The organism is Nitrosospira multiformis ATCC 25196 (assembly GCF_000196355.1).
In the GTDB taxonomy this organism is placed as follows: domain Bacteria; phylum Pseudomonadota; class Gammaproteobacteria; order Burkholderiales; family Nitrosomonadaceae; genus Nitrosospira; species Nitrosospira multiformis.
Genome location: NC_007614.1, coordinates 1,891,892 through 1,918,091, shown reverse-complemented (window position 1 = coordinate 1,918,091; position 26,200 = coordinate 1,891,892). Strand labels below are relative to the sequence as shown.

Below are 26,200 nucleotides of genomic sequence, written 5' to 3'. Positions count from 1 at the left end.
ATCAGTCAAGGGAAAAGTATATGAGCCGATCAGGCTATCAGCGAAAGACATTTACTCCTGGTTTTACAACACTGCGGCACGAGCAGTAGTGACAGGCTGTTTTACGCCCAAAGCAATCACTTGAATTTGACAGTCAGTATCAGATCAAACCTCACTATGACACTGATGTTACCCAAACGCTTCACCGATATAGCAATGCCGATACTGATGAGAACGCACCTCAGACAAAACCATACTGAACACCATTTTTAGGTACTGTTCCGCCGCTAGAGTGGCAAGCAATTGAATTGCTGCGTACTATTCTTACAACACCTTGCTCACTTTCATGAGTCCGTGGTCCTCCTTGTCGGGTTTGATGGCGAAACCGAGATCATTCATGAATTTGAGCATGCGGTGGTTGTTGTTGAGTACGCTGCCTTCCATCTCTTTCAGTCCCTGCTCCCGGGCAGCAGCCATCAGGGAAACCATCAGTTTTCCTCCCAATCCTTTTCCGGCAATGCTGTCGGCCACGGCCACGGCGAAATTGCAGGTGCTTCCATCCGGATTGATGATATAACGGGCAACGCCCAGGGCGGCTTCATGGCCTTTATCCTCGGTAACGGCGATGAGCGCCATCTCCCGGCCATAGTCAATCTGGGTGAGCGATGCGAGCAGCGTTTCCGGCAACTCCTGCATTGCCTGCATGAAGCGGAAGTACCGGGATTCCTTCGATAGCCCGCGAATGAACCGCTGGTCCAGTTCGGCATCTTCCGGGCGGATTGGACGAATGATGATGTCGGTGCCATCGGCCAGCTGCCAATGGTTGACGAGGTGGGCCGGATAGGGGGCGATGGCCATGTGCGCATAGCGATCAGCGCCGGGTTTACGGTATTCCACAATGATGCGGGCGTCTGCAGCCAGGGCACCTGCTTCATCGAGGATGAGCGGGTTGATATCCATCTCCTTGAGGAAGGGCAGTTCGCATACCATTTCCGAGACGCGCAAGAGCACGTCTTCCAGCGCTCCAAGGTTAGCCGGAGACATCTGGCGAAATGCGCCCAGCAGCCTGGCAATGTTGGCTTCCCTTATCAGTTCTCTTGACAGAAATTTGTTTAGCGGCGGCAGGGCAATCGCAGGCGTGCTCCTGATCTCGACATCGGTGCCGCCCGGCCCGAATGTGATGACGGGTCCGAACGCCGGATCGCTGGTAACCCCGACCATCAATTCCCGGCCATTGGCCTTGCGAATCATGGGTTCGATGGAAACCCCCTCCAGATGTGCCTCAGGGCGTTTCTCCCGCACGGTATCCAGCATATCCTGATATGCGGCACGAACTTCGTGGGCATTTTTCAGGTTGAGCAAGACGCCGCCTACGTCGGTCTTGTGGGTGATATCGGGTGAGTTGATTTTCATCACTACTGGAAATCCCAGTTGCTGCGCGATGAGAAGTGCTTCGGCCGGGGAGCGGGCGAGCATCGTCGGAGCGACGGGAATATGGAATGCCGCCAGAACTGCCTTGGATTCCATTGCCGTCAATATTGTCCGCTGTTCCTGCATGGCCCCTTCGATAATGACCCGAGCGCTTTCCACGTTGGGTTCGAGATAATGCGAAAGTGGCCCCGGCATTTGTCCCAGCAATTGCTGGTTGCGGTAATAGGCCGAGAGATGGGAGAAAACCTCAACTGCGGGCTCGGGGGTACGAAAGTAGGGTATACGGGCCCGGGCGAAGGCCTCCCGCGCCGAGGCAACTTGTGTTTCGCCCATCCAACAGGCTAGCAGTGGCTTACAGTGCGCGGCGGAAAGGGCTATCAGCGCCTGTGCCGATTCGAGGGGCGCCGTCATGGCCTGTGGGGTGAGGATAGTCAGCACTCCGTCCACGTTCTCATCTTCGAGGCAGGCTTTCACCGCGTGGCGGTAGCGATCCGCTCCGGCATCGCCAATAATGTCGACCGGATTTCCGTGGGACCAATGCTGAGGCAGATGCTGATCAAGGTATTGAAGCGTGGCATCCTCAAGGGGCGCCAGGACCAGGCCCAAGTCTTCAGCCCGGTCAGCCGCCATGACGCCCGGGCCTCCGCCATTGGTGACGATGGCGAGCCGATTGCCGAATCGGCAGAAATTGAGCGATAGCGCCTTCGCTGCTGTAAAGAGTTGGGTGACGGTCTGCACACGCACCGCACCCACCCGGTTGAGTGCTGCATTGAACACATTATCGGCTCCCACCAGTGCAGCGGTATGTGAACGCGCCGCCTTTGCCCCCGCCGCATGGCGGCCGACCTTTACAACGATCACGGGTTTGAGCCGGGTCGCGGCGCGAAGCGCACTCATGAACCGGCGGGCATCCCGGATTCCTTCGATATACATCAGAATGCTCTGCGTGGCAGTATCAGCCACCAGATAATCAAGAATCTCCCCGAAATCGACATCGGTCGATGAGCCCATCGAGACGATGCTTGAAAAGCCTACGTCGTTGTTTTGCGCCCAATCGAGAATGGCGGTACAGAGCGCGCCGGACTGGGAGACGAACGCGATGTTCCCGCTGTTGGCTCCCCCTTTGTAAAACGTGGCATTGAGCCCGATCGAGGGGCGCATGATGCCCAGGCAGTTGGGGCCGACAAGGCGAATACCGAAAGCGCGGGCGGTGGCCAGCAATTGCTCCTCCAGGCGATCTCCTTCCTCCTGAAAACCGGCAGTAATGATGATCGCCGCCTTTACGCCCTCGTTGCCGCAGTTCTCGATGATGCCAGGCACTGTCTGAGGTGGCGTGGCAATCACAGCCAGTTCAACCGGCTCGTGAATCACACCGATGGAAGAATAGGCCGGTCTTCCCTGTACCTCGGGATATTTAGGATTGATGGGGTAGAGCGCCCCCTGAAAACCGCTTTTCAACATGTTTTCAAACACGACGTAGCCGACCTTGCCTGAGGTATTGCTTGCGCCGAATACGGCAACCGACCTGGGCGTAAAAAGGGGACTAAGGTAATGCTTGCTCATGATTCACAAATTCCTCCCATGCACACAAATCGAGATTTGAACATAACCTCCTTGCCAACTGGAAGGAGGCATCCAGATTGGCAGCAGCTCGAGGACCGAGGGGTTCTCCCAGTTCGAAGCAGTCTCCGCGAATTTCAATTAGATAAGCAGGAGGAGGAGGCCCATATAGGTTCAGATAGGCGTACAGGAGTGCTATTGGGCTCATCACGTGACTAGTGAAACTGACATCTTTGCGCGCAAGAAGCCGGGAAAAGGCGTAAGGTGGTACGCAGGAGATACTGGTGTCCACGAACAACACCCTTTCGCGGCTCTGCAGGTCCAAAGCATGCTCGATCTGGAGCTGAAAATCCGTGAGCAGCTCTACATTGGGCAAGTCAAGCGCTTCCAGGCGCTCTATCAGCAGGGGCCCCAGGGCATCGTCCCCCCGGCTGGGGTTGCCGTATCCGAAGACCAGTAGGGGAGGTGTTAAATCTGAAATGCGTGAGATCTTTAGGCTTCCCGGCTTCTCCGCCTCTTTGCTACACACCCCAAAAGTATGAGTCCGGCAAAGAGCATGGAGTAAACCTCTGGTTCGGGTACTACTTGAGCGACATTGACCAGGATGGCACCGCTATTGTTCAACCATTCGCCCCCATCCATTGTGCCGAGGAAAAGACGGGTGGCAGAAGATGGAATGGAAAATTGCTGTATTGTGCCGTCGGATGTCATCCCATCGCCAATAAAGAACACTTGCTTGAGCTCCGGCGACAGAGCGGTAAAATTCAGGCCAGTTGCCTCAAAGTCCAGTTTGGAAGGCGCCGGGGTCAAATCAGGTCTGCTGTCCGTCAAAAATACGCCAACCAGCGAATTGATCGGCGCCTTGATGTCCGATATCCCATTCTGGGCATCCTCCCCATGATCATAGAACAGGACGCCGTTATATACGTTACCGTCAATGGAACTGCAATTTGTTCCATCGCAGGTAGGAGTATTGCTAACGCCACCGGTAGCCCCTGTAAATGTCAATTTTCCGCTAGTTGCAAGGTTTAACCCGGTGACCTCTACCGGGGATTGATAAGGAGCCCGGTCAGGCAGGGCGGTTGATCCATCCGGCATTCCTGCCAGGTAAGGGTTGGCGGTTCCCGGGACAGAAACCGAAACAGCCTGTGCAAATCCTGAAAATAAGAATAGGAAGGCGTATGTAAGGATACCTGTAAACGAAGTAATTTTCATTTCACCACTCCTTTCTATTATTTGTCAAAGAGGTATCCATAACCATCTGCTGAACAGCAGCCGATCTATTTTTAGTATAAGAGAAATCATAGAGTTTTGATCCCCTTGCGCTTTCAAGCAGGGTGATAGGGTAAGTAAAGATCCTTGCTTGTATAGCCGCTCTTTTTCTTTCGTTAGTTATTCCGAGCAGTTCCAATGAGGGATAAAAACATTGCGATCGCCTTAATGTTGTTTTAAGTGGGAATCCCATTTCCAGATCGATAGTAGATAGTTAAGCGCGGTACCCCCCATCGGAATCCTTAATTATTCTCTTTACTCTTGCTCCTTCCGCATCCACCAGCTCCACTTCCAGCGGCATTTTTCCCAAGGCGTGAGTCGCGCAGGAAAGACAGGGGTCGAACGCGCGGATCGCTACCTCGATATAATTGAGCAAGCCTTCGGTAAGCTGCTGCCCGTCGAGGTATTGCAACGACACTTGGCGTATGGCTTCGTTCATCGCCTGATTATTATGCGTAGTGGCTACAATCAGATTGGCGCGCACGATCTGCTCGTCTTCGTTGATCCGATAGTGGTGGATCAATGTTCCTCGCGGCGCCTCGATTACGCCTACGCCACGCAGCTGTCGTTCCCCGATGTTCACCAGGTCGTCGCTCAGCAAATCGTCATCGTGCAATAGCTCCCGTATCGCCTCCGCAGAGTGGAGCATTTCGATCATGCGCGCCCAGTGAAAGGAGAGCGTGGCATGGGACGCACGCCCCCCGTCATATTCCTTGAAAATTTTGCGCTCGGCCTCCGCCAGAGGAGTAGGGATGAAATCGCAGTTGTTGACGCGCGCCAGCGGCCCCACCCTGTACCAGCCTTCCTCCCTGCCTTGGGAACGTATGAACGGAAATTTCATGTAAGACCATGACTTCACTTCTTCGTGGATGTAATCCCCGTAGTGGCTGTAATCCACGTGGTCGAAAATGGTCTGGCCCTTGTCATCTATAGCCCGGAGGTTCCCGTGATACAGGTCCATGGCCCCGTCTTCACGCACGAGGCTCATGAAACTCGAGCGGTAATAGCCAAAGTTGTTGTAAAAATCCTTATGCTCGCCATAAAGACGCTTGATAAGGTTCACTGCTTGCTGGCTCCAGCGCACAACCTGGTCTATCTCGGCGAGCAGCCAATCCCGATCTTCGCGAGATAAATTTTTGCTCATGCCGCCTGGAATCACGCCTGTGCCGTGTACGCGCTTGCCGCTCGTCATGCGGATGACTTCCTGGCCAAACTTGCGCAATCCGACCCCTTGCCTGGCGATATCGGGGAATTGCATGGCAAGACCGGCGATGTTGCGTTTCCCCACTTCCGCATCGAAGCCGAAGAGCAGGTCGGGAGAGGAGAGATGGAAAAAATGCAGCGCGTGCGATTGCAGCATTTGCCCCATGTGCATCAGGCGGCGCAGCTTGTCGGCCGCGGGGGGAGGCGCTGCCCCCACGATCACATCCATCGCCTTGGAAGCGGCAAGATTGTGACTCACCGGGCAAATGCCGCAGAGGCGCTGCACCAATACCGGTACTTCCGTATAGGGACGTCCCTGAATGAATTTCTCGAAGCCGCGAAATTCGACGATGTGAAAGCGCGCCTGCTGCACCCGGTTATCCTCATCCAGCAGGAGGGTCACTTTGCCATGACCTTCCACGCGGGTGACCGGTTCGATTACGATCCGCTTAAGCTTCTCTGGATTCGCGGCAGTTTCCAGTTCAGATGTCATCCGCTACTCCCATATTCCTTCCGACCGCTATTGGTGCAGGCAAGGGACAGCACAAGGGGAATATCCTAATCGTACCGGAGCGATTCATAACCGATCTCCGGCTCTCTTCCCTGGATCAGGGCAGTGAGAAATCTCCAGATCGCATCGGCAGGGGGAGGGCAGCCGTGCAGGAAATAATCCACTTTCACGACCTCGTAGATGGGATACACCTTGTCGAATGGAAGCGGCAACTCTGGATCGTTGGGTATCTGCTTGCCTTCTGTTCCAGAGTCATACAAATACACCTCCTGAAAGCAGTCCCACAAATCGATATTGTTGCGCAGCGCTGGAACGTTACCCGTGATCGCGCAGGAGCCGATTGCCACCAGCACGTTGCAATTCTCGCGGAATTCCTTAAGCACCCGGGCATTCTCGGCATTGCTGACCCCGCCTTCGACAATGCCGATATCGCACGGACCGCAATGCTTGATATCCGTGAAGGGAGTGCGGTCGAATTCGACCATCTCCATAAGATCAAACAGCCGCTCGTCGATATCGAGCAGTGAGGTATGGCAGCCGAAACATCCTGCCAGGGAACAGGTCGCGATGCGAATCTTGGGTTTTTCATCCGCCATCCGGTCCATCCTCAGACTCGACTCGCTTCTGCTGCTCCAGATGGAATTCGCGCAGCGTCTTCTGATCGAATATCCGCTGCCCTATGGGTACAGTATAACCTTTGCGTTTGATCAGAATAGCGCCGGTGGGGCAAACATGCGCGGCCTTGTCGGTTACCGCCATGTCGGTGTCGCCCAATCTGCCGCTTTCGGAATTGACCGCAAGATGAGAATCTATGCCTCGCCCTGAAATGCCGAACACGTTCTTTTTATCGATATCGCGGCTGGCGCGAACGCAGAGCTCACACAGAATGCAGCGATTGAGATCGAGAAAAATGTCGGGATGCGAAGCATCCACCCTGCGAGGGGGGTAGAAGTGCATGAAGTGAGGGCTTTGCATGCGAAGGTAGTAGCCGGCCGCCTGCAACTGGCAATTTCCCGTCGCTTCGCAAGCCGGGCAGATGTGGTTGCCTTCGACGAACAGCATCTGCACCAGCGCCCTGCGATCCTCATTCAGCTCGGGCGTATCGTTGATCACCACCATGTCGGGGGAAGCAGGCATGGTGCAGGATGTGACGTTACGTCCATTGGCCTCCACTACACACAACTTGCAGCTGCCGTGGGGTTTGAACTCGGGATCATGGCAAAGGTGGGGAATATAAACCTTGGCTGCGAGCGCCGCATCCATGATGGTCTGCCCCTCGGTGAACGGCACTGTCTTTCCGTCGATCGTAATGGTGCTGGTCATGGCAAGTGGGCCCATGGATCGTCTCTGCCGGTGATCCTGCGCGCTGTCGCCAGTGCGGCATCCAGATCGAATGCGGGTTCGAAGGACAGGCTGGTGAGCTTTTGCTCGTAAGCGCCGGGAAATTTTTCCAGCATATCCAGCACCGGATTCGGAGCCGTATGTCCCAGTCCGCAATGGCTCATGGTTCTCATGAGATGTCCCAAATGCTTCAGTTCTTCGAGATCCGAGGCCGTGCCATGACCGTCTGCAATTTTATCCACGAGCTTTTTCTGCAACTGCGTTCCTACCCGGCAGGGCGTGCAGAAACCGCAGCTTTCATGCGCGAAGAAGTGGGCGTAATTGCGCACCGCCTCCAAGATATCGCGGCCGCGCCCGAATATGGTAAAGGCGCCCGCGGTGGGCAAGTCATCAAACGAAATGCTGCGCTCGAATTCCTTCCAGGAAACAAGAATGCCGGACGGACCGCCGACTTGAACAGCATAGGCTTCTTCCGCAGCGCAATCTTGCAGTATTTCCCGCACGGACACGCCGAACGGATATTCGTAAATGCCCGGCAAGGTGCAGTCGCCGGCGATGCTGAGAATCTTGCTGCCACTTGATTCCCATGTACCCGTCTCCCCGAACCACTTGCCTCCATGCACGGCGATCATGGCTGAACAGGCAAACGTTTCCACGTTGTTCACGACTGTGGGCTGATCGAGATAGCCATGCTGCGCAGGATACGGCGGGCGGTTGCGCGGCTTGCCTCGCCTCCCTTCAAGCGATTCGATCAACGCGGATTCTTCCCCACATATATACGCACCGGCGCCCAGATGGATCTCGATATCGAAATCGAACCCTGGCTCGCCCAGGATATCGGTGCCCAGCAGGCGAGCCTCGCACCGCCGTGCCAGTACCTCTTCAAGTTTTTTTAGGAGATACTGGTATTCCCCGCGCAGATACAAAAACCCCTTTGTGGAACCCAGCAGTCGCGCGCCTACGGTCATGCCTTCAAACACCATATCCGCGTAACGGTTCAGCAAAACACGATCCTTGAATGTCCCCGGCTCGCCTTCATCCGCGTTGCAAACGATATAACGCGCTGTCCCCTCAGAATCCCGGCAAGCGGTCCACTTGTCCGCCGTTGCGTATCCCGCTCCACCGCGCCCTCTCAATCTGGACAATTTGAGTTCACCCAGTGTCGCATCGGCGCCACGCATGAGTGTTGCCCTGATCGCCGAGCCAGGTTCGAACGGTTCGCCCAGGAGCCGATCGGTCCTGCGAATATTGTCGTTGACCTCGAACAAAGTAGACGGCCAGTCAGAAACAGGGGACTTGCTGAGGATCAAATCGGCGATGAGATCAATGCGCTCCTTGCTTAAGCGGGTAACCGGCCATCCATTGATCAGCGCGGTCGGTCCTTGGTCGCACATTCCGGTACAGGAAGTAAAGTTTGTACTGATCAGTCCATCCTCCGACACTTTGCCAGGCTCAAGCCACAGCCTGTTGCAGAAATGGCGCATTAGTTCCTCGTTACCCAGCATCCGATCGGTCACGTTGTCGGAAAACAGGACGCGGTATCGGCCTGCGGGTTCGAGCGAAAGAAACGAATAGAAACCGGCAGCGCCTTCCACGTTCACCCGCGGGAGATTGAGATGCCTGGCAATGAAGGTGATGGCTTCAGGGGGAATAAAACAGTACATCTCCTGCACGTCGATCAGGATCTGAAGCAGGCGATGGGGCTCACAGCCGTGCCGTTGGCATATGATTGCGATCTGCTGTTCGATATCGGGAAGATCAGGGGGCTGCATCATTCATTTCTAGCATATCCGGGGGAGCGGATCATCCTCCAGTTCATCCAGAATACGCTCTCCCCCCAGTTCGGTTTCAAGTACGACGTGCGGACGGCCATGGTTCACACTTCCAATAATCGCGGCCTGGCAGCCCTGCGGCAGCGCCTGCAATCGGGCAAGCGCTTCGCTCGCCTGAGGGGATTCCACCACCGCCACCACCCGCCCTTCGCAAGCCAGGTAAAAAGGATCATACCCCAGCATTTCGCATACCGACGCTACCTGATCGCGTACCGGAACCGCCGCCTGGTTGAGCCGCGTTTCCAGTCCTGTGGCGCGGCAGATTTCATGCAGAACGGTAGCAAGCCCGCCCCGGGTGGGGTCGCGCATGAAATGCAGGCCCGGCAACGGTACTAATGCCTGCGTCAAGGGAAGCACACTGGCTGCGTCCGACAGCAATTCGCCGCTCAAGCCAAATTGCTCGCGGGCCAGCATAACGGCAACGCCATGATCGCCTACCGGACCGCTTACGAGGATGAGGTCTCCCGGTTTTACCCGGTCGAGGCCAAGCTCCAGATTTGGTGGCCTCACACCTACTCCGGTGGCGGCAAGATACAGCCCGCCCCCTTGCCCGCGCGGAAGAACCTTGGTGTCACCCGCTACCACAGCGACATTCGTCTCCCGTGCCGCACTGGCCAGGCTCGCCACAATGCGTTCCAACTGCGCCATATCGAAGCCTTCCTCAATAAAGGCGTTGAGCGTGAGATAGCAGGGCCGGGCGCCGGATACGGCCAGGTCGTTTACGGTTCCGTGCACCGCCAGGGAACCGATCGTGCCCCCCGGGAACTCCAGCGGCTGCACAGTAAAGCCATCCGTGGTTATCATTATCACCCCATCCATGGGAGGTAAGGCCGCGGCATCCGCCTGTACATCGAGCAAGGGGTTGGAAAGATGGCGCGCAAACACGGTTTCGATCAGCTCCCGCATGTAACTGCCGCCATTGCCATGGGCCAAGCTGACGTGCCTATCCTCCATGCGCACCTGCTTCGAGGCCCGCAGCTGCTTCGACCAATTGACCCAGCGCAATGCCTCCATCATTGCAAGGGGTTCTTTCCGGCAAATATGCTTCAAACCCGGCAGCTGTCAGTTGTGAAACAGCCAACTCGGCAAGCAGTTTGTTCTGGAAAACCCCGCCGGTCAGGCCTACCCGATCAAACGGTGTTGATGCATGAATACGTTGCGCTTGGACCATAATGGAATTTGCAAGACTTAAGTGAAATTGCATTGCCCTTCGCGCAACCGGAATCGCCTCATTGAGCAGCGCGGGGAGCAACGGTTTCCAGTCCGCGGTGAGCAAACCGGTAGCACTTTGGAAAAGAGGCAGATCAATTACATCCACCTCGCTTTCTGAATCGCAGGCGTCTGCAATATTTTCCAGATACATCCCCGCCTGGCCCTCGTAACTCGCATGTCTGAGTAACCCGAGCAGGCTGGCAGCGCCGTCAAAAAGACGTCCCCCTGCAGTGGTGACGCGCGAATTCAGTCCTTTTTTCCAGGCTTTTTTTAGCAGTTCCAGGCGGATTCCCATGGCAGGAGGCTCTATTCCGCTTTCCCAGCAAAGGGCAGCAGCAGAACGCCACGGTTCCCGGCCTGCCCGCTCGCCTCCTGGTAGCCGGAAAGGACACAGGCGGGCGACTCGGCGCCAGACTCCTGGCCGACCAAGCAATGCTTCGCCTCCCCAAAGGGTATTGTCTTCCCCCAAGCCGACGCCATCCCAGGTGAAAGTCAACCATGTAAGTTCTCGCGAATGTTCAGCCGCCAAAGCAGATGCATGGGCATGATGATGCCAGACGGGAATGAGTGGCAAGCCCTGCCGATCCGCCCAGCGGCTGCTGGCATACCCTTTATGGGCATCGCAAACAATAGCCTGCGGGAAAGCGCCATACAATCGCTGCAAATCCGAAATGACCTGTTCGAATACTGCCATGCTTCGGGGAGCATCCAGGTCCCCGATATGGGGAGAAAGGATGGCCCGCCCATTCCAGCCCAAGGCGATGCTGTTTTTCATATGCCCGCCCACAGCCAGCAATGGCTGCACAAACAGGCCAGGCAGGTCGAATTCAACCGGGCCAACGCCGCGTCCCACTCGAACCAAACGAGGCTTTCCTGCAATGACACGGACCACCGGATCATCCGCGGGACGCGCAATGGGGCGATTATGATGAAGAAAAACCCGAGTCACTCGGGCCAACCGCGTTTCCGCCTCTGCATTAGCGGTCAGTACTGGCTCTCCGCTCACATTTCCCGAGGTGGCCACTACCGGTTTATCCAGTTCATGGAGCAACAAATGATGCAGGGGACTATAGGGGAGCATTACACCGATTTCCCTTATCCCGGGGGTGATAGATCGAGGCAACATTGAATCTCTGCGCCTTCGCAAGAGCACGATGGGCCGCGCTGGCGCCCGCAGTAATGCTTGCCCTTGAGCATCGATCTCCAATTCATCCCGCACCTGCGCTAGTCCATCATCACCGCACCAGGGAAACATCAGCGCAAGCGGTTTATGTGGGCGATGCTTGTTTGTGCGCAACTGCCCAATCGCTGTCTCGTTGCGGGCATCACACATCAGGTGATAACCGCCAATGCCCTTCACTGCAACGATCTCACCTCGCCGCAGGGCGGTAACAGAAGCTGTGAGCGCGGCGGGTCCGTTAATCCGGCCTTCGGGTGCCGACAGGCAAAGCTGTGGGCCACATGTCGGACAAGCTACCGGTTCGGCATGAAAACGCCTGTCGCCCGGATCTTCATACTCTCTCAGGCATTGAGAGCATAATTCGAAGCTTGTCATCACCGTATTAGGACGATCGTAAGGCAGCTTGGTGATCAGCGTGTAGCGGGGACCGCACTGGGTGCAGTTAATGAAGGGGTAGCGATAGCGCCTGTCACCCGGTGTTTGCATTTCCCGCTTACAGTCATCGCACAAGAAATAATCCGGAGGAATGTGAATGCGCCCTGACGAATTGTCAGAGCTTTGCAGGATTTCGAAGCCATCCCTTTCGAGGTAGGGGATTTTCTCAACGTGCACCATCTCCGGTTGAGCAAGAGGGGGTGCCTCGGCAAGCAGTGCGACGCCAAACACATCCAGAAGCTTTTTTTTTCCCGCTGCTTCGATCACCACCTGGCCGGATGTATTCTGCACATGCCCAGTCAAGCGGAATCGCTGCGCCAGACGGTACACAAACGGGCGAAAACCCACGCCCTGCACCCGCCCCCCTATGAGCCAGCGGCGCGCTTCGGGTTTACACGGTCGAGTAATTTGCTCCTCTTTCATATTCATAGGGCAGCAGGAGAAATGAGAGAAAAGAACCGAACAGGATATAATGCGTCCGGCTTCCAAGCCTCTTGCCGTAAACCTGCGCCGCTTATTCTGGCTTCTCAGGTAACACCGGAATAGAAGAGCTATCTGCCACCGTCTTCACTCCAGTGGCCGTGTTCTCCCGTACGCCTGCTGCCCACCAGATGCGGCAAGCACCTTCGTCCGACACCATGCACGGGCCCACAGGTGTTTTCGGTGTGCAGGCATGGCCATAAATCTTGCACTGGTTTGGATTTATTCTTCCAAGGACTACGCTCGCGCATTCGCAACCGGGCGGCATCTGGCCAGCGCGCTTGCGGTTCTCTGTATCGAAATCGGGGAATTGAAGTCGCGCATCGTTCTTTGCGAAGCGCTTTTGGAGACTGAAACCGGAAGATGGGATAACACCAATGCCGCGCCAGTTGGCATCCGTGTCATTCAATGCTTCCGCGAGTTGCGCCTGTGCGGCTCGATTTCCCCCGGGCCGCACTAACTCAGGATAACAATTATCCAGAAAACGCTTCCCTTCAAGCAGTTGGCGTAATACGGAATACATGGCGGCTAGCAGTGACACGGGCTGGAAGCCGGCAACGGCAGTGGGAATGTCATGCTTTTCGAAGACGAAATTCCACTCCTCCGGCCCCATGACAGTGGAAACATGACCGGGCGCCACCAACCCATCGAAGCCTGGTGCATCAGAATCAAGCAGCATTGCGACCGCAGGCCATGTGCGCCGCGCTGACAACAGGATGGATAAATTGTCCGGTACCCCCTCCAGCAGCATGGCTGCTACCGGGGCTGTGGTGGTCTCAAAACCCGCAGCAAAGAAAACGACTTGTCGTTTCGCGTTTTGCTGAGCTATCCTGACTGCTTCGCGCGGACTGGCAATGGGACGCACATCCGCTCCTGCTGCCTTGGCCTGCTCCAGGGATCGCACTTCTTTCTTCGGCACGTTCACGGGCACGCGCAGCATATCACCGAAAGTGACCAGAATCATATCGGTGCGCAGCGCGAGCTGAATCGCCTGGTATACATCTTCTTCAGGGCAGACACAGACCGGGCACCCTGGCCCGGCGATGAGTTCGACACATTCCGGCAGGGCGCTTCGGATTCCTGCCATGGTAATCGAACGCTCATGGCCTCCGCATACGTTCATGATACGTACAGGGCGATCGAGTGGCAGCTCATGGATTTTTTTTAGCCACTCCTGAGCGGTAAGTGTCATCCGCCCATTCCCGTATTGGACAATATCGATTGCGGGTCTGCCACAGGTTGTGCCAGAACGTCCGCAGCTAATTTCCCCCGTTTCTGCACCAGTTCGCCGATAAGCCAATCAAGCCAATCACCGAGGTTCAGATTCTTCCGGGCGGAAAGCCTGATTACCGGTGCTCGGCTACCCAGGTTGCGAAGACTGAGTTCTGCTCGAGCCGGATCAAAGTCATCCAGCACTGGCAATAGGTCGCTTTTGGTGAGAATTACCGCATCCGCGGCGCGGAACATCACGGGGTATTTTGCGGGCTTATCATCGCCTTCCGTGACAGAGAGCAGAGTGACATTCCTATGCTGGCCCAGATCAAAGCTTGCCGGGCACACGAGGTTGCCTACGTTCTCGATAAACAGGATATCCAGTTCCTCCAGCGGAAATTCATGCAATGCGTCGTGCACCATGTGGGCATCGAGATGGCACGCCGATCCTGTAGTGATCTGGTATGCCGGCGCTCCTCTGGCGCGGATGCGCACCGCATCGTTTTCGGTTTCCAGATCACCCTCGATCACACCGATACGGTACTTGTCACGCAAAGCATCAATGGACGCTTCCAGCAAGGCCGTCTTGCCGGCGCCAGGGGATGACATCAGGTTTACTGTCAGCAGCCGATGCCTGTCGAAATGCCGGCGGTTGTGTTCCGCTTGGTCATTATTTTTGGCCAGCAGGTTCTTCAGGACCGAAACCGGGGTCATGCCGTTTACCGGCTTATAAGCAAATTCCCGGTTACCGGGTGTGATGTTGCAACCACACGTGTTGCACATTCCAGACCTCCCGAGACTTCAAGTGGTGATCAATTCAACACTCATGAGCGTCAATTCCTCGCCACTCACAACTCTGATCAGACAACTCCCACACATGCGGCATGTGAGCAAATTTGCCTTAACCTCTGATTCGAGGCCGCATGCTTCGCAATTTACTTTGAGTGGAGCACGCTCTATTTCAAGCGTAGAACCCTCTACCAGGGTACCCGCGCTGGCAAAAGGATACGCATGCTCAAGCAGCGGCAGTTCCACGCCAGAGAGGGAACCGATCCGGAGCTTTACCGATTGCACCTTCAACGCTCCGTGGCTGATCGCAATCTGCTCGACCTGTGTGATCAAAGCTTGGCAGATAGAGAATTCATGCATCGTCCGCCCCGGCAGCAAGCAACTCGTCGTGAAGCTCCCAGGCTGAGCGCGCCTCGCTTTCGTTTATTTTCTGGATGGCGTATCCCACGTGCACCATGACGAAATCACCAATTGCAGCCTGCTCGTCCTGAACCAGGTATAGGCTCACCTCGCGCCTTACGCCTTTTGCTTCGCAAAGCGCGTTAAAGCCATCGACTTCGATTATCTGCATGGGGATACCGAGACACATAAAAAATATTGTCTACCCAATTTCCAGTCAATTCAATCTTAATTGAAGGGGGCATTTAGCCTGAAGTGCAAATAGCTGGCCGGACTCAAGGGGGATTTCGCCGCCTTAGAATGCCGACCTTCCACCTTGATCTTCAATTCCTTGCTTGTTTTGGCAGCCTTTAAAAAAAGCACTCTCCTCTTAATGCAGCCAATGGAATGGCAGTTAGTACAGCAAGGAGATCCGTCGAGAGGGGCACTGCCGTAGTGTGCCGGCATTCTCGGCTCTGGGTCCAGGCACCTCATTCAGGAGAACGAGGGTTCCTGGAAGCGATTCCTAATCTCTTCCAGCTGGACCCTGTTCTTGATAAGCGCCTCGACACAATCGGAGTCGAGCTTGCTGCCTGCAAGCTTGCGCAATTCCTGGAAAGCCTCATCCATGTTCCACGCTTCCTTATAGGGACGCTTGCTGGTAAGCGCGTCAAACACATCCGCCACGGCGACGATGCGGGACTCAATGGGAATCTCCCCGCCTCGCAGCCGATGCGGATAACCTTCTCCGTCCAGGGTTTCGTGGTGGTGTTCTGCAATGTTGCGAAGAATGTTGAGATATCCAAAGGAATCCAATCGAAAATCGCGCAGCAGGCTATCGATCAGCTGCCGGCCCTTTTCCGAGTGCGTTTTCATGATCTCCCGTTCGCCGGGCTCGAGCAAGCCGGCCTTGAGCAGGATGCTATCGGGAATGCCAATTTTCCCGATATCGTGCAGCGGGGAGAACAAAAATATCTGCTCAACGTACTCGTCATCGAAGCCATACTTTGGCGCAAGCTCTTTTGCCACGATACGCGCATAGCGCGACATTCGTTCGAGATGGGCGCCTGTTTCCGTATCGCGCATGTTAGCGAAGTTGCGCGCGGCATGGACGCCAGAAATTAGTGTACGCAGCGAGGCCAGTTCCCCCATCACGACCAGAGAGATCAGATGGGCAAACATATCGAGGAGGTGCAATACCTCTTCGTCAAAAACGTTCGTGCGGTAAGAGTTGAAAAAAACGAATCCAAAGAAATCGCCATTGAAATACATCGGCACCGTATAACTCGCACCATAGCCCTCGGTTGCAATGCGATGCGTATGCTCTTGGGTGCCTTTGACAAATATCGTCAAGTCATTCACGACGCGAGGTTTGCCACTTTCCCGGATCTTCTGCAACGAGCGGGCTTGACTCAGCTTGGCCTGATAGTTGACAAGCGGATTGGCTTCTCCACTGCTGTGGATAAAGGTCTTGAGCTCATCCGTCTTGGGGTCGTAGATAGCCACCGCCACCCGGTCTATGAACGTGAAGCGCTTGCCAAGCGCGGCGTGCAAAGTTTTCAGCTTTTCAGAGAGGGGGGCGTGATGATTAAGGTTTTCGAGGGCGTCTCGATGATCAGACATATGAAACTTGGCAGAGTGTCGCTTTCGTCTGGCAACTATTCTACATAGCGCCGGTTTTATGATTGTTCAAACCCACTTTGTCCCATCCATTATCATTTATAGATGAGGCCATAAGAAAAACAAGGGAGAGATCAGGCCTGACGTTTAAATGAGCCATCAAGGAGCTGTACAGATTGAAGCTTTTAAGCCCGAACAGGCGTGACAGCTCAACCATTCCTGACTGGAATAAAACACTACCTCCCAGATGATTTGTCACCTGTGTCCTGGCGCTTAGTATTCAAGGCATAACAATACTTGCTGCATCCAAGATTGAGTTTAAAACGGAGCAATCTCCAGGTAGTCGGGCACATACGCATCCCACTGGAGTTCTTCCTGTATGCGAAGCCGCAGTGCGTCCGCTGCAGCAGGTTCCCCATGGGTGACAAAAGTCCGTTGTGGTGCTGTTTTAAATTGTTTTAACCAAATCATGATCTCATTTGCGTCGGCGTGTGCGGATATATTATCGATCAGCGCAATTTCCGCTCGTATGGGCACATATTGCCCATGAATCTTCACCTGTTCTGCCCCCTGCAGCATGGACGCACCGCGCGTGCCGCCTGCCTGGAAACCGGAAAATAAAATGGTGTTGCGCGGATCCGGAGCAAACGCCTTGAGGTGGTGCACTACTCGTCCGCCGGTGGCCATGCCGCTCCCGGCCAGAATTACCATGGGACCTGGGCGGTTATTCAACCTCTTGGATTCCAATCCACTGGTGATTATGTGGGACATTCGGCACATCGCTTCGCATTCCGCAGTAGATAAGCGATGCTCATCCAAGTGGTTGCGAAATATCTCAGTCGCGTCTACTGCCATGGGGCTATTCAGAAAAACAGGCAATTCCGGGGGAATAGTGCCTGCCTTTTTCAATAGATAAAGGTAATACAGCAGGCTTTGCGCGCGGCCTACCGCGAAGGTGGGAATAACGACGACACCACCACGTTGCACCGTCCGGTTAATTACATCCGCAAGCATATCCTGCGGATCAGAGGGATTATGGGACCGGTTACCGTAAGTCGACTCTACCACCAGGTAATCCGCGCCTCCGACTGAAGCTGGAGCCGGCATGATCAGATCATTTTGCCGCCCAAGATCACCTGAAAAAACAATCGACGATCGAGCAGTGTTAAGGCATGCCAATGCCGCACCCAGAATATGGCCGGAAGGGCGCAAACGCAACGACAAATCATCGGCTACAGCAATTTCTTCATCGAAATCGATGGGCTTGAATAAACGCAAGCAACGTTCAGCGTCAGCGCGGGTATATAAGGGAGCAGCGGGTTTATGCTTTGAAAAGCCATGCCGATTCGCATATTCCGCCTCTTCCTCCTGTAATTGGCCACTATCAGGAAGCAGGATTTCGCATAGGTCACGTGTAGCAGTGGTGCAGTAAACCGGAGCGGTAAACCCGTTCTTTGCCAGCAGGGGCAGATAGCCGCTATGATCAATGTGCGCATGCGTGAGAACGACAGCGTTGATCTTTTTGGCATCGAATGGCAACGCTTTCCAGTTACGCAAGCGAAGTTGCTTGTAGCCTTGAAACAGGCCGCAATCAATAAGTATATTTGCTGCTTCATGCTGAAGCAGATACTTAGATCCGGTGACCGTTCCGGTTGCTCCGAGGAATTGAAGCTGCGTCATACCAGTTTTTTTGTCAATTGTTTTCCCTTTGAAATATTGCTCCCGCCTCGCAGGAGAGAGCGGATGAGCAAGAGTAAGAGTTTATGGAAGAATACGCTACACCTTTGTGACAAACCCGGTTGCAAGGCTACTGCCCCGAGCCGCTCAACGGTTTGCTTGACTCTTACGTTACTTTCCCTTCCAGCCTGCAACGTTCATCCTTTCAGCACCCGTATTTCCTTGTCAAAGGCAGAAAGCTCGGCGCTGGCTCAAGCGCTAGGTGTAAGGCTTCTCTTTACCCTGCAAGCAGACCCGCAAGTATTGCTTAACGCGCGATCAAAAGAAAAGCCTATAGTCGCTGGAGATGGCATTCAAAGTGGGAAGCAAACGCAAACTCATGTATTGCAGCAGTGGAACGTTTGAACAGAAACTAAAGCAAGTGGGTTCTTATGAAGAGCATGTCGAGACGAGCGATGCCCGTTGAATTGATGATCCCCAATACGATCATGGCCGGCAAGAAAACAGTTGCCTCTCGACTGGCCTATATTGAAGAGAATCTCATGCACTGAGTGCTGCAACCCATACCTGGAAGAAAGTTGGCTGGCTCAAGTCCTGCGAGGTACGCTAATATGATAATAGGACATATAGACCGTGCTCGATTCCATGCTTTGTGAAATAGGAGTAAATTTCAACGTGGAAACATGGACGCTGCAGCCCCTGATTTAGGGATTGGGATCGTTGCTGCCGTACGCGGAGGAATCGTTGATATCCGCTTTGCAAACCGGCCTCCCTCCATCAGGTCTCTGGTGCGCACGGGAAAGGCGGGAGAAATTGTAATTGAAATCCTGTCACAGCTGGACGCGCACCGCGTTCGAGGCATTGCGCTCACACCGACTCAGGGGCTGGCCCGAGGCATGCTGGTAAAAGATACGGGGGGCCCGCTGCGCGCTCCAGTTGGCAGGGCAACGCTATCGCGCATGTTCGACGTGTTTGGCGAGGTCATTGACCGCAAGCCGCCGCCATGCGATGCGCAATGGCGCACGGTGCATCATTCTCCTCCGCCACTGGTGCGACGTTCTACCCGCTCTGAAATATTCGAAACCGGTATCAAGATCATTGATGTGCTGATGCCCTTGGAGCGGGGTGGCAAAGCGGGCCTCCTGGGTGGGGCTGGCGTGGGTAAAACCATACTGCTTACAGAAATGATCCACAATGTGGCGGGGCGGCATAGGGGGGTCAGCATCTTCTGCGGCATTGGTGAACGCTGCCGCGAAGGGGAGGAGCTCTATCGCGACATAATGGCGGCAGGCGTGCTGGAAAACATGGTAATGGTATTCGGCCAGATGAACGAGCCTCCAGGAGCACGCTTTCGCGTCGCGCACGCCGCCCTGACCATGGCAGAGTATTTTCGCGACGACGAGCATCGGGATGTGCTGCTGCTGGTGGACAATATTTACCGCTTCATCCAAGCCGGTATGGAGGTTTCGGGCCTGATGGGCCAAATGCCTTCGCGCATGGGTTATCAGCCAACGATGGGCACCGAACTGGCTCAACTTGAGGAACGCATCGCTCACACTGATAACGGGGCGATCACATCAATACAGGCGGTGTATGTTCCAGCCGATGATTTTTCCGATCCAGCTGCAGTTCATGCCTTTTCACATTTTTCCGCGTCGATCGTGCTTTCGCGTAAACGTGCAAGCGAAGGCCTTTATCCCGCTATCGATCCACTACAATCCGGGGCAAAAATGGCGACGCCAAGCGTGATCGGCGAGAGGCATTACCGAATAGCTCAGGAAACCAGGCATACTCTGGCGCAATACACGGAGCTTAAGGACGTCATCGCCATGCTGGGGCTGGAGCAGCTGTCGCCAGAAGATCGCGCCCTCGTTGCGCGTGCGAGGAGGCTGGAGCGATTCTTTACTCAGCCGTTTTTTACCACTGAACATTTTACCGGGATCAAGGGGAAGCTGGTCAGCCTGGAGGATGCGCTGGACGGGTGTGAGCGCATTCTGCGTGATGAATACAGGGATCTTCCGGAGCAGGCGCTTTACATGATTGGCAAGGCAAGCGAGGCAGAACCGGGGGGAAGCGCGAAAAATGCCTCCTCATGAGTGGAGAAGGATCTCACGCCGGTCGCCTCCAAACTTCAGGCCGGACCGGAGGACTACATGACCTGCATGAGCCAGGGGAATGGACCTTAAGATACTACTGCCCTTTAGTGTCTTTATGGAAAAGGCCAGGGTGGACCGCATTGTCGTCGAAACCGTTGATGGATCGCTTGGGCTGCTGCCCCACCGTCTCGATTGCGTGGCCGCTTTGGTTCCCGGCATCCTGATATTCGAAACCAGGAGCGAAGGTGAGATTTATGTGGCGGTGGACGAGGGCATTCTGGTAAAGGTCAGTGCTCAGGTAACAGTATCGGTGCGCAACGCCGTTGAGGGGACCAACCTGGCTGTCTTGCATGAGACTGTGGACAGGGAGTTCCTGAACCTCGATGAGCGGGCCAAGAGCATCCGGCGGACAATGGCAAAAATGGAAAGTGGCTTGATCCGGCGCTTCATCGAGCTTCATCATGAAAGATGAGCCGGAGGAGGCAACAGGAGAAAAATCGGGCATGAAAGTGCCAGCAGGATTGCGGGGCAAAAGGGAAGAACGGGAAGGAAAGGAGAAAAGGGAGGCGGAATTCAGCCGACGGATAAAGGTGAAAGCGGCGCGCAAGCTACGGGCGAGACGGGCTGGGAACCGGAATACCGAAATGGTTTGGGCAGGGCTGGGCATGATCGGACTAGTCGGTTGGGGGATAAGTGTGCCGACTGTTCTGGGGGTTGCCTTGGGCATCTGGCTGGATCGGCGGTTTCCAGGGGGGTATTCCTGGACTCTCACGCTGCTGTTTGCTGGGTTGCTCGTGGGGTGCCTGAATGCTTGGCGCTGGATAGTGCGGGAAGAGCAGCTCACTCGCAGGAAGGAGAGTCAGGAAGTCGCAGCGCAGGAAAGAGGCAGCAAGTCCAAAAATGAAACCAGTGACGCAACCAGGGAGATGGGCAAGCAGGATGGTGTAAACAAAGCGAACAGAAAAATCACGGAAAATGAACAAGGAGAGGGATGAATGAAATTATGAGTCTGCTACTGGCACTGGTCGGGGGAGTGCTGCTTGGGGCATTTTTTTTCGGTGGACTGTGGTGGACAGTACGCCGTAGCATTGCTTCTCCTCGCCCTGGAACATGGTTTGTCGGTAGCATGCTGTTGCGTACCTGTATTGTCACTGCCGGATTTTATTTTTTGCTGGAACTGGCTGCCCCCGGCAAGAAAATCCTGTTTGCCGCCGTGGTGGGGTTCATCATAGCGAGAGTAGTGGCAACCCAATTTCTGCCCACGCCGTTATCCCCATCGCTGGTCCGAATGGGGCGACCGGGAGGAAGTGCGATATCCGCCGGAGAGCATTAGCAGTTATGCATATTAGCCCCGATCAGCTCATCTTCTGGGAATATGGTTTCGTGAAACTTAACGGCACCATCATTTACACATGGCTGCTGATGCTGTTGCTTGCGGTCGGATCGAAGACTATTACTAAGCGACTGTCTCGCGGAGAGGAACGCTCCCGATGGCAAAATCTGCTGGAAGTCATCATTATTACGATACAAAAACAGATCAGCGAGGTAGGCCTTCGCCAGCCGCGCACCTACCTTCCATTTCTGGGGACTCTGTTTGTCTTTGTCGCCGTGGCAAACCTTTTTGCCGTCTTTCCCGGTTACGAGCCCCCGACCGGATCGCTTTCCACAACTGTTGCACTGGCGATCTGCGTATTCGTTGCTGTCCCGTTTTATGGAATCAGGGAGCAAGGCCTGCGCCGCTATTTGCAGTCCTATCTCAAGCCGGTGCCGCTCTTGCTCCCGTTCAATATCCTGGGGGAGTTCACACGCACGCTGGCTCTTGCCGTGCGGCTGTTCGGCAACATGATGAGCGGGACCATGATCCTCGCTATCATGCTGATCATCACACCCTTTATTTTCCCCGTGGTCATGGGAGTCCTCCACCTGTTGATAGGTGGCGTGCAAGCTTATATCTTCAGCATCCTGGCCACGGTCTACATCGCGGCCGCAACTTCCGATAATGGGGAAAATGCGGGAGCATCAGATGATGAAGGTGGTGAAGACGCCAAAAGCGCATGCGCAGCTGGTGGGAAAATCTGCAAACATAAACCCTAAGGAGCAAGCATGGACAGCATTACCCTAATCGCAATCATATCCATCCTGACGGCTGGTCTGACTATCAGTATTGGCGTGATCGGGCCCGCGCTGGGTGAAGGAAAGGCAGTGGCTACGGCACTCACCTCGCTGGCGCAACAGCCCGACGTGGCCGGAACAATCGCGCGTACGCTGTTCGTGGGACTGGCCATAATAGAATCCCTCGCTATATATTGTTTCGTGGTCTCCATGATCCTTATCTTCGCCAATCCTTTCTGGGATCACGTGATTGCTCATGGTGTCGGAAAATAATTTGTGCTGATCGACGGGTTCACAGTTGTCGCGCAGATCGTCAACTTTCTCATCCTGGTATGGTTGTTGAAGCGATTTTTTTACCGCCCTATTCTCGACGCACTGGATGAGCGCGAAAATCGCATTGCATCCGAGTTGGCGGCCGCTACGGGGAAGCAGCGCGAGGCGGAAGCAGAGCTCCATCGGTTCCGGCAAAAAAATGAGGAATTTGACCAGCGCCGGGAAGTTCTCTTGACCACTGTCACCGACGAGGTGCGCGCGGAGCGGCAGCGGCTGATGGAGGCCGCGCATGCGGATGCGGACAGGATCCGTATCAGTAGAAATGAAGCTCAGCAAAGAGAGTACCAAGTCCTGCATGATGCGATCGAGCGGCGCACATGTGCAGAAGTGCTCGCTATCACTCGCAAGGTACTGGCCGATCTTGCCGGCACTACTCTTGAAATCCACATGACTGAGGCATTCATCCGACGCCTGCGTACCTTGGGCCCGGAGGAAAAGGCTCAATTAGCTGTGGCGCTGCAGGCCGGGGGGGTGGAATCTGGACATTCTGCCACCTTCCAGGTTTTCCCCCCTATTGTCGGGCAAGGTAGCCCGAGTGGGATTGCAGTTATTCTGGTTCGCAGCGCATTCGAATTGCCAGCAGAGCAGCAGGAAAAAATTTCTACAGTCATCAGAGAAACACTCAAGGAAGAAGTACGGTTCAACTTTGGGGTTGAGCCAAATCTTATCAGCGGGATCGAAATGATTGCTGGCGGACACAAGGTGGCATGGAGCGTAGCCGGATACCTTGCCTCCCTGGAGGAGGAAGTAAGCCGGCTTCTCAACGCCAAAGGTGCTGTGGGAGAAGGAGAGGCGAAATCCTCGACTGCGGCATTATGAGGGAAGTAAAGACGGACGACCCTTGTCAATCGAGACTGCACGAATGTCACACGGGGCGCTAGTAGGCAGCAACTCAATTGATCCTGGCAGAGTAGGTGGCGGCTAGCGTGAATCAAGATCGATTGCGAGACGTTTTTGATGGCGCTTTTTCCCGGATTGCTCTCGCGCGGAAAATCGTGACTCCCCGACTCATGCTGAAGGAGATCGGGGTAATTAAGAGCATTGGTACTGGCATAGCGAAGGTTTCCGGCCTTCCCGGCACGTGCTTCGAGGAGGTGCTCAAGTTTCCCGGCGGCTATGGCATTGCATTTAATATCGAAGAAGAGGAAATCGGGGTGATCCTGCTGGGTGATCATTCTCACCTGCGTGCAGGAGATGAAGTGGAGCGCAGGGGACACGTAATGGATGTGCCGGTGGGCGACGCGTTGATCGGAAGGATAGTCAATCCGCTGGGCCGGGCGCTCGATGGCGAAGCTCCGGTAATATCCTCGCGCCGTATGCCAATCGAACGTCCCGCTCCCCAGATTATGGATCGGGCTCCTGTCACAGTGCCGCTTCAGACGGGCATCAAGGTCATCGATGCACTGATTCCTGTAGGGCGGGGGCAGCGCGAACTGATACTGGGCGACCGGCAGACGGGCAAGAGCGCTATAGCACTCGACACCATACTGAATCAGAAAGACGAGAACGTGGTGTGCATCTACTGCGCCATCGGGCAGCAAGCATCGAGTGTTGCCAAGGTAGTGGCTGCGCTGCAGGAAAATGACGCTCTGAGCTATACAGTTGTGGTAGTAACCGAAGGCAATGACCCGCCGGGGCTGATCTATGTTGCCCCCTATGCCGCGACTGCTATCGGAGAATACTTCATGGAGCAGGGCCGGGACGTTTTGATCGTTTACGATGACCTTTCGCACCACGCTCGCGCCTACCGTGAACTTTCGCTGCTGATGCGGCGCCCCCCTGGACGCGAAGCCTATCCCGGAGACATCTTTTACATCCACTCACGCTTGCTGGAGCGCGCTACGCATCTGCGCCCCGAACTCGGCGGCGGTTCCCTGACCGCCTTGCCGATCGTAGAAACAGAAGCGGAGGACATCGCAGCATATATTCCAACCAATCTGATCTCGATTACCGACGGGCAGATTTACCTTTCACCCACATTGTTTCAACTTGGAATACTGCCCGCCATCGACGTTGGCAAATCGGTTTCGCGGGTGGGAGGCAAGGCGCAGCGGCCTGTGTACCGGGCCGCTACCGGCGAGCTGAGGCTGGATTATTCCCAGTTCAGCGAACTGGAAACATTTACACGCTTCGGGGGACGCCTCGATGAGCGTACCCGTACCGTTATCGAGCATGGCCGGCGTATTCGTGCCTGTTTGCAGCAGCCAGAGTCCAGCCCGGTTTCCGTCTCAGAGCAGATCATTCTGCTGCTGGCATTGACCGCAAAACTATTCGACGAGGTACCGCTGGAAAACATGGGGGAGGCGGAGCGGGCGGTGAGGGCAGTAGTGTTGAATATACCTCCCGAACTGCTTGCACGTATGGAAGCCAACGAAAGCCTGAACGATGCAGATCGCCATGCACTTTTGTGGCATGCAAGCACTGCGCTGGATGGGTTAGGCTCAGCACATGCGAAAGCCTAAGCGCAAGTGGTGGAAGCTGCAACCGCTGTTGAATTGGAACAGAGATCATGAGCGATACCACTGCCAGCATACGCCGCAAGATCGAGGGTGTGAAAGATCTGAGGTCAGTGGTAAGCACCATGAAGGCGCTAGCTGCGGCCAACATTGGGCAGTATGAGAAATCCACTCTCGCGCTGAAGGATTACTACCGCTCGGTGCAGCTTGGCTTGAGTGCTTGCTTTCGTGCCGGTACCCCGCCAGCCCGGCATGTGGCGGCGAAAACAGGAGCGAACCGTGGCGTAACGGGTGTAATCGTGCTTGGTACTGACCATGGGCTAGTGGGCCAGTTCAACGAGTCCATAGCGTTGCATGCTGCGCAGACTTTGGCCTTATTGCCGGGCAGGAAAAAAATCTGGGCTGTGGGCGAGCGTGTGCAGGATCGACTGGTAGATCTTGGCATTTCCGTCGCGGAAGTTTTCGCTGTCCCGTTGTCCATCAAGAGCATTATCCCGTTGACGGGGGAGATCCTGCTGCGTATTCTGGCGCCGGCCTTGAGCGAGGGCGTAAATGTGGAAGGAGCCGAAGGGAAAGGCGGGAATGAGATGAACACGTTTTATCTGTTCTATAACGCTTACCGCTCCGGCTTGACATACGAGCCTTTCCACCAGCGGCTGCTGCCCTTGGATGAAAGCTGGCGTCGGGAATTGCTCCAGCTGCCCTGGCCGGCACGGAATCTGCCGGAGATGGTGGGAGGAAATATTGTGACGTTGCATGCACTCATCCGGGAATACCTTTTTGCTTCGCTGTTTCTCGCTTGCGCCGAATCGTTAGCCAGCGAGAATGCAAGTCGGCTTACTGCAATGGAGCGCGCAGAAAAAAATATCGATGAGCTAAGTACAGAGCTTCAGAAGACCTTCAACCGGTTGCGCCAGAGTAGAATCGATGAGGAACTCTTCGATGTCATCGCCGGGGTCGAAGCGGCAAGGGGAGAAGCAAAATAGGCCCTGCCTCCCAGTCAAGAAGCATTTTAGATCGCTACCATTCAGTGTCGTGACAGTGCGTGACAGATCGGTTAACTCACACTCTATCTCTGCATGGGAGGCTAA

Annotated in this window: 24 protein-coding genes; 9 read left to right on the top strand and 15 right to left on the bottom strand. The window is 55.1% G+C overall.

Features of this window, described 5'->3' with window-relative positions:
• Positions 1 to 303: 303 nt before the first annotated feature.
• The 15 genes from NMUL_RS08790 to NMUL_RS08720 all read right to left on the bottom strand — a co-directional run bounded on the left by NMUL_RS08790 (position 304) and on the right by NMUL_RS08720 (position 18,115).
• Positions 304 to 2,973: a bifunctional acetate--CoA ligase family protein/GNAT family N-acetyltransferase gene (locus NMUL_RS08790; protein ID WP_011380997.1), complete on the bottom strand. Its 2,670-nt coding sequence runs from the start codon at positions 2,971 to 2,973 to the stop codon at positions 304 to 306.
• On the bottom strand, positions 2,954 to 3,499 hold the full coding sequence (locus tag NMUL_RS15380; RefSeq protein ID WP_011380996.1) for a hydrogenase maturation protease: 546 nt from the start codon (positions 3,497 to 3,499) through the stop codon (positions 2,954 to 2,956). Before NMUL_RS15380 ends, NMUL_RS08790 begins: the two co-directional genes overlap by 20 nt.
• Positions 3,463 to 4,185: a PEP-CTERM sorting domain-containing protein gene (locus NMUL_RS16355; RefSeq protein ID WP_011380995.1), complete on the bottom strand. Its 723-nt coding sequence runs from the start codon at positions 4,183 to 4,185 to the stop codon at positions 3,463 to 3,465. Before NMUL_RS16355 ends, NMUL_RS15380 begins: the two co-directional genes overlap by 37 nt.
• Before the next feature lie 271 nt (positions 4,186 to 4,456).
• The gene (locus tag NMUL_RS08775) at positions 4,457 to 5,938 is read right to left on the bottom strand and encodes a Ni/Fe hydrogenase subunit alpha (RefSeq protein WP_011380994.1); all 1,482 of its coding nucleotides are present in this window, start codon (positions 5,936 to 5,938) and stop codon (positions 4,457 to 4,459) included.
• A gap of 65 nt (positions 5,939 to 6,003) precedes the next feature.
• Positions 6,004 to 6,552, bottom strand: coding sequence for an NADH-quinone oxidoreductase subunit B family protein (locus tag NMUL_RS08770; protein ID WP_011380993.1), 549 nt, complete (start codon positions 6,550 to 6,552; stop codon positions 6,004 to 6,006).
• Positions 6,542 to 7,279: a 2Fe-2S iron-sulfur cluster-binding protein gene (locus tag NMUL_RS08765; protein ID WP_011380992.1), complete on the bottom strand. Its 738-nt coding sequence runs from the start codon at positions 7,277 to 7,279 to the stop codon at positions 6,542 to 6,544. The genes NMUL_RS08770 and NMUL_RS08765 overlap by 11 nt, the downstream gene beginning before the upstream one ends.
• Positions 7,276 to 9,072: an NAD(P)H-dependent oxidoreductase subunit E gene (locus NMUL_RS08760; protein WP_011380991.1), complete on the bottom strand. Its 1,797-nt coding sequence runs from the start codon at positions 9,070 to 9,072 to the stop codon at positions 7,276 to 7,278. The genes NMUL_RS08765 and NMUL_RS08760 overlap by 4 nt, the downstream gene beginning before the upstream one ends.
• 6 nt (positions 9,073 to 9,078) lie before the next feature.
• A complete protein-coding gene (hypE, locus tag NMUL_RS08755) occupies positions 9,079 to 10,083 on the bottom strand; it encodes a hydrogenase expression/formation protein HypE (RefSeq protein ID WP_011380990.1) in 1,005 nt (334 codons plus the stop codon).
• Positions 10,073 to 12,379 (bottom strand): carbamoyltransferase HypF, encoded by a 2,307-nt coding sequence (hypF, locus tag NMUL_RS08750; RefSeq protein WP_238529788.1) that lies wholly within the window; start codon positions 12,377 to 12,379, stop codon positions 10,073 to 10,075. Before hypF ends, hypE begins: the two co-directional genes overlap by 11 nt.
• Positions 12,380 to 12,470: 91 nt before the next feature.
• Positions 12,471 to 13,628 carry a hydrogenase formation protein HypD gene (gene hypD, locus NMUL_RS08745; protein ID WP_011380988.1) on the bottom strand — a complete coding sequence of 386 codons (1,158 nt, stop codon included), beginning with the start codon at positions 13,626 to 13,628 and terminating at the stop codon, positions 12,471 to 12,473.
• Positions 13,625 to 14,431, bottom strand: a complete 807-nt coding sequence (gene hypB, locus NMUL_RS08740) for a hydrogenase nickel incorporation protein HypB (protein WP_011380987.1) — start codon at positions 14,429 to 14,431, stop codon at positions 13,625 to 13,627. Before hypB ends, hypD begins: the two co-directional genes overlap by 4 nt.
• Before the next feature lie 18 nt (positions 14,432 to 14,449).
• A complete protein-coding gene (locus NMUL_RS08735) occupies positions 14,450 to 14,797 on the bottom strand; it encodes a hydrogenase maturation nickel metallochaperone HypA/HybF (protein WP_011380986.1) in 348 nt (115 codons plus the stop codon).
• The gene (locus NMUL_RS08730; protein WP_011380985.1) at positions 14,790 to 15,026 is read right to left on the bottom strand and encodes a HypC/HybG/HupF family hydrogenase formation chaperone; all 237 of its coding nucleotides are present in this window, start codon (positions 15,024 to 15,026) and stop codon (positions 14,790 to 14,792) included. Before NMUL_RS08730 ends, NMUL_RS08735 begins: the two co-directional genes overlap by 8 nt.
• Before the next feature lie 284 nt (positions 15,027 to 15,310).
• Positions 15,311 to 16,438 (bottom strand): HD domain-containing phosphohydrolase, encoded by a 1,128-nt coding sequence (locus tag NMUL_RS08725; protein ID WP_011380984.1) that lies wholly within the window; start codon positions 16,436 to 16,438, stop codon positions 15,311 to 15,313.
• Positions 16,439 to 16,753: 315 nt separating this feature from the next.
• Complete coding sequence (locus NMUL_RS08720) at positions 16,754 to 18,115, bottom strand: MBL fold metallo-hydrolase RNA specificity domain-containing protein (RefSeq protein ID WP_011380983.1); 1,362 nt, start codon at positions 18,113 to 18,115, stop codon at positions 16,754 to 16,756.
• A gap of 680 nt (positions 18,116 to 18,795) precedes the next feature.
• On the opposite strand from NMUL_RS08720, the gene atpD reads away from it, so the two are divergent.
• The 9 genes from atpD to NMUL_RS08670 all read left to right on the top strand — a co-directional run bounded on the left by atpD (position 18,796) and on the right by NMUL_RS08670 (position 26,095).
• Positions 18,796 to 20,208, top strand: a complete 1,413-nt coding sequence (atpD, locus tag NMUL_RS08710; protein ID WP_011380982.1) for a F0F1 ATP synthase subunit beta — start codon at positions 18,796 to 18,798, stop codon at positions 20,206 to 20,208.
• 79 nt (positions 20,209 to 20,287) lie between these two features.
• Positions 20,288 to 20,680, top strand: a complete 393-nt coding sequence (locus tag NMUL_RS08705) for a F0F1 ATP synthase subunit epsilon (RefSeq protein ID WP_011380981.1) — start codon at positions 20,288 to 20,290, stop codon at positions 20,678 to 20,680.
• Entirely contained in the window at positions 20,670 to 21,203 is a 534-nt protein-coding gene (locus NMUL_RS15375; protein ID WP_074775386.1) for an AtpZ/AtpI family protein, read from the top strand. Before NMUL_RS08705 ends, NMUL_RS15375 begins: the two co-directional genes overlap by 11 nt.
• Positions 21,200 to 21,541: an N-ATPase subunit AtpR gene (locus NMUL_RS08695; protein ID WP_011380979.1), complete on the top strand. Its 342-nt coding sequence runs from the start codon at positions 21,200 to 21,202 to the stop codon at positions 21,539 to 21,541. The genes NMUL_RS15375 and NMUL_RS08695 overlap by 4 nt, the downstream gene beginning before the upstream one ends.
• A 5-nt stretch (positions 21,542 to 21,546) precedes the next feature.
• Positions 21,547 to 22,302 carry a F0F1 ATP synthase subunit A gene (locus NMUL_RS08690; RefSeq protein ID WP_011380978.1) on the top strand — a complete coding sequence of 252 codons (756 nt, stop codon included), beginning with the start codon at positions 21,547 to 21,549 and terminating at the stop codon, positions 22,300 to 22,302.
• A 9-nt stretch (positions 22,303 to 22,311) separates the two neighbouring features.
• On the top strand, positions 22,312 to 22,593 hold the full coding sequence (locus NMUL_RS08685) for a F0F1 ATP synthase subunit C (protein ID WP_011380977.1): 282 nt from the start codon (positions 22,312 to 22,314) through the stop codon (positions 22,591 to 22,593).
• Between the two features lie 3 nt (positions 22,594 to 22,596).
• Positions 22,597 to 23,472 (top strand): F0F1 ATP synthase subunit delta, encoded by an 876-nt coding sequence (locus NMUL_RS08680; RefSeq protein WP_011380976.1) that lies wholly within the window; start codon positions 22,597 to 22,599, stop codon positions 23,470 to 23,472.
• A gap of 107 nt (positions 23,473 to 23,579) precedes the next feature.
• Positions 23,580 to 25,115, top strand: coding sequence for an alternate F1F0 ATPase, F1 subunit alpha (locus tag NMUL_RS08675; RefSeq protein WP_011380975.1), 1,536 nt, complete (start codon positions 23,580 to 23,582; stop codon positions 25,113 to 25,115).
• Positions 25,116 to 25,162: 47 nt separating this feature from the next.
• Positions 25,163 to 26,095: a F0F1 ATP synthase subunit gamma gene (locus NMUL_RS08670; protein WP_011380974.1), complete on the top strand. Its 933-nt coding sequence runs from the start codon at positions 25,163 to 25,165 to the stop codon at positions 26,093 to 26,095.
• The last annotated feature ends 105 nt before the right edge of the window (positions 26,096 to 26,200 follow it).

Excerpts from the sequence above, each read along its gene's own strand:
- NMUL_RS08760 (WP_011380991.1), bottom strand. The coding sequence starts at position 9,072 with ATGATGCAGCCCCCTGATCTTCCCGATATCGAACAGCAGATCGCAATC.
- NMUL_RS08705 (WP_011380981.1), top strand. The coding sequence starts at position 20,288 with ATGGACCTTAAGATACTACTGCCCTTTAGTGTCTTTATGGAAAAGGCC.
- atpD (WP_011380982.1), top strand. The coding sequence starts at position 18,796 with ATGGACGCTGCAGCCCCTGATTTAGGGATTGGGATCGTTGCTGCCGTA.
- NMUL_RS08690 (WP_011380978.1), top strand. The coding sequence starts at position 21,547 with ATGCATATTAGCCCCGATCAGCTCATCTTCTGGGAATATGGTTTCGTG.
- NMUL_RS08695 (WP_011380979.1), top strand. The coding sequence starts at position 21,200 with ATGAATGAAATTATGAGTCTGCTACTGGCACTGGTCGGGGGAGTGCTG.
- NMUL_RS08770 (WP_011380993.1), bottom strand. The coding sequence starts at position 6,552 with ATGGCGGATGAAAAACCCAAGATTCGCATCGCGACCTGTTCCCTGGCA.
- hypF (WP_238529788.1), bottom strand. The coding sequence starts at position 12,379 with ATGAAAGAGGAGCAAATTACTCGACCGTGTAAACCCGAAGCGCGCCGC.
- NMUL_RS08685 (WP_011380977.1), top strand. The coding sequence starts at position 22,312 with ATGGACAGCATTACCCTAATCGCAATCATATCCATCCTGACGGCTGGT.
- NMUL_RS08775 (WP_011380994.1), bottom strand. The coding sequence starts at position 5,938 with ATGACATCTGAACTGGAAACTGCCGCGAATCCAGAGAAGCTTAAGCGG.
- NMUL_RS16355 (WP_011380995.1), bottom strand. The coding sequence starts at position 4,185 with ATGAAAATTACTTCGTTTACAGGTATCCTTACATACGCCTTCCTATTC.
- NMUL_RS08670 (WP_011380974.1), top strand. The coding sequence starts at position 25,163 with ATGAGCGATACCACTGCCAGCATACGCCGCAAGATCGAGGGTGTGAAA.
- NMUL_RS08765 (WP_011380992.1), bottom strand. The coding sequence starts at position 7,279 with ATGACCAGCACCATTACGATCGACGGAAAGACAGTGCCGTTCACCGAG.
- NMUL_RS08735 (WP_011380986.1), bottom strand. The coding sequence starts at position 14,797 with ATGCATGAATTCTCTATCTGCCAAGCTTTGATCACACAGGTCGAGCAG.
- NMUL_RS15375 (WP_074775386.1), top strand. The coding sequence starts at position 20,670 with ATGAAAGATGAGCCGGAGGAGGCAACAGGAGAAAAATCGGGCATGAAA.
- NMUL_RS08720 (WP_011380983.1), bottom strand. The coding sequence starts at position 18,115 with ATGACGCAGCTTCAATTCCTCGGAGCAACCGGAACGGTCACCGGATCT.
- hypE (WP_011380990.1), bottom strand. The coding sequence starts at position 10,083 with ATGGAGGATAGGCACGTCAGCTTGGCCCATGGCAATGGCGGCAGTTAC.
- hypD (WP_011380988.1), bottom strand. The coding sequence starts at position 13,628 with ATGACACTTACCGCTCAGGAGTGGCTAAAAAAAATCCATGAGCTGCCA.
- hypB (WP_011380987.1), bottom strand. The coding sequence starts at position 14,431 with ATGTGCAACACGTGTGGTTGCAACATCACACCCGGTAACCGGGAATTT.
- NMUL_RS08725 (WP_011380984.1), bottom strand. The coding sequence starts at position 16,438 with ATGTCTGATCATCGAGACGCCCTCGAAAACCTTAATCATCACGCCCCC.
- NMUL_RS08730 (WP_011380985.1), bottom strand. The coding sequence starts at position 15,026 with ATGTGTCTCGGTATCCCCATGCAGATAATCGAAGTCGATGGCTTTAAC.
- NMUL_RS08790 (WP_011380997.1), bottom strand. The coding sequence starts at position 2,973 with ATGAGCAAGCATTACCTTAGTCCCCTTTTTACGCCCAGGTCGGTTGCC.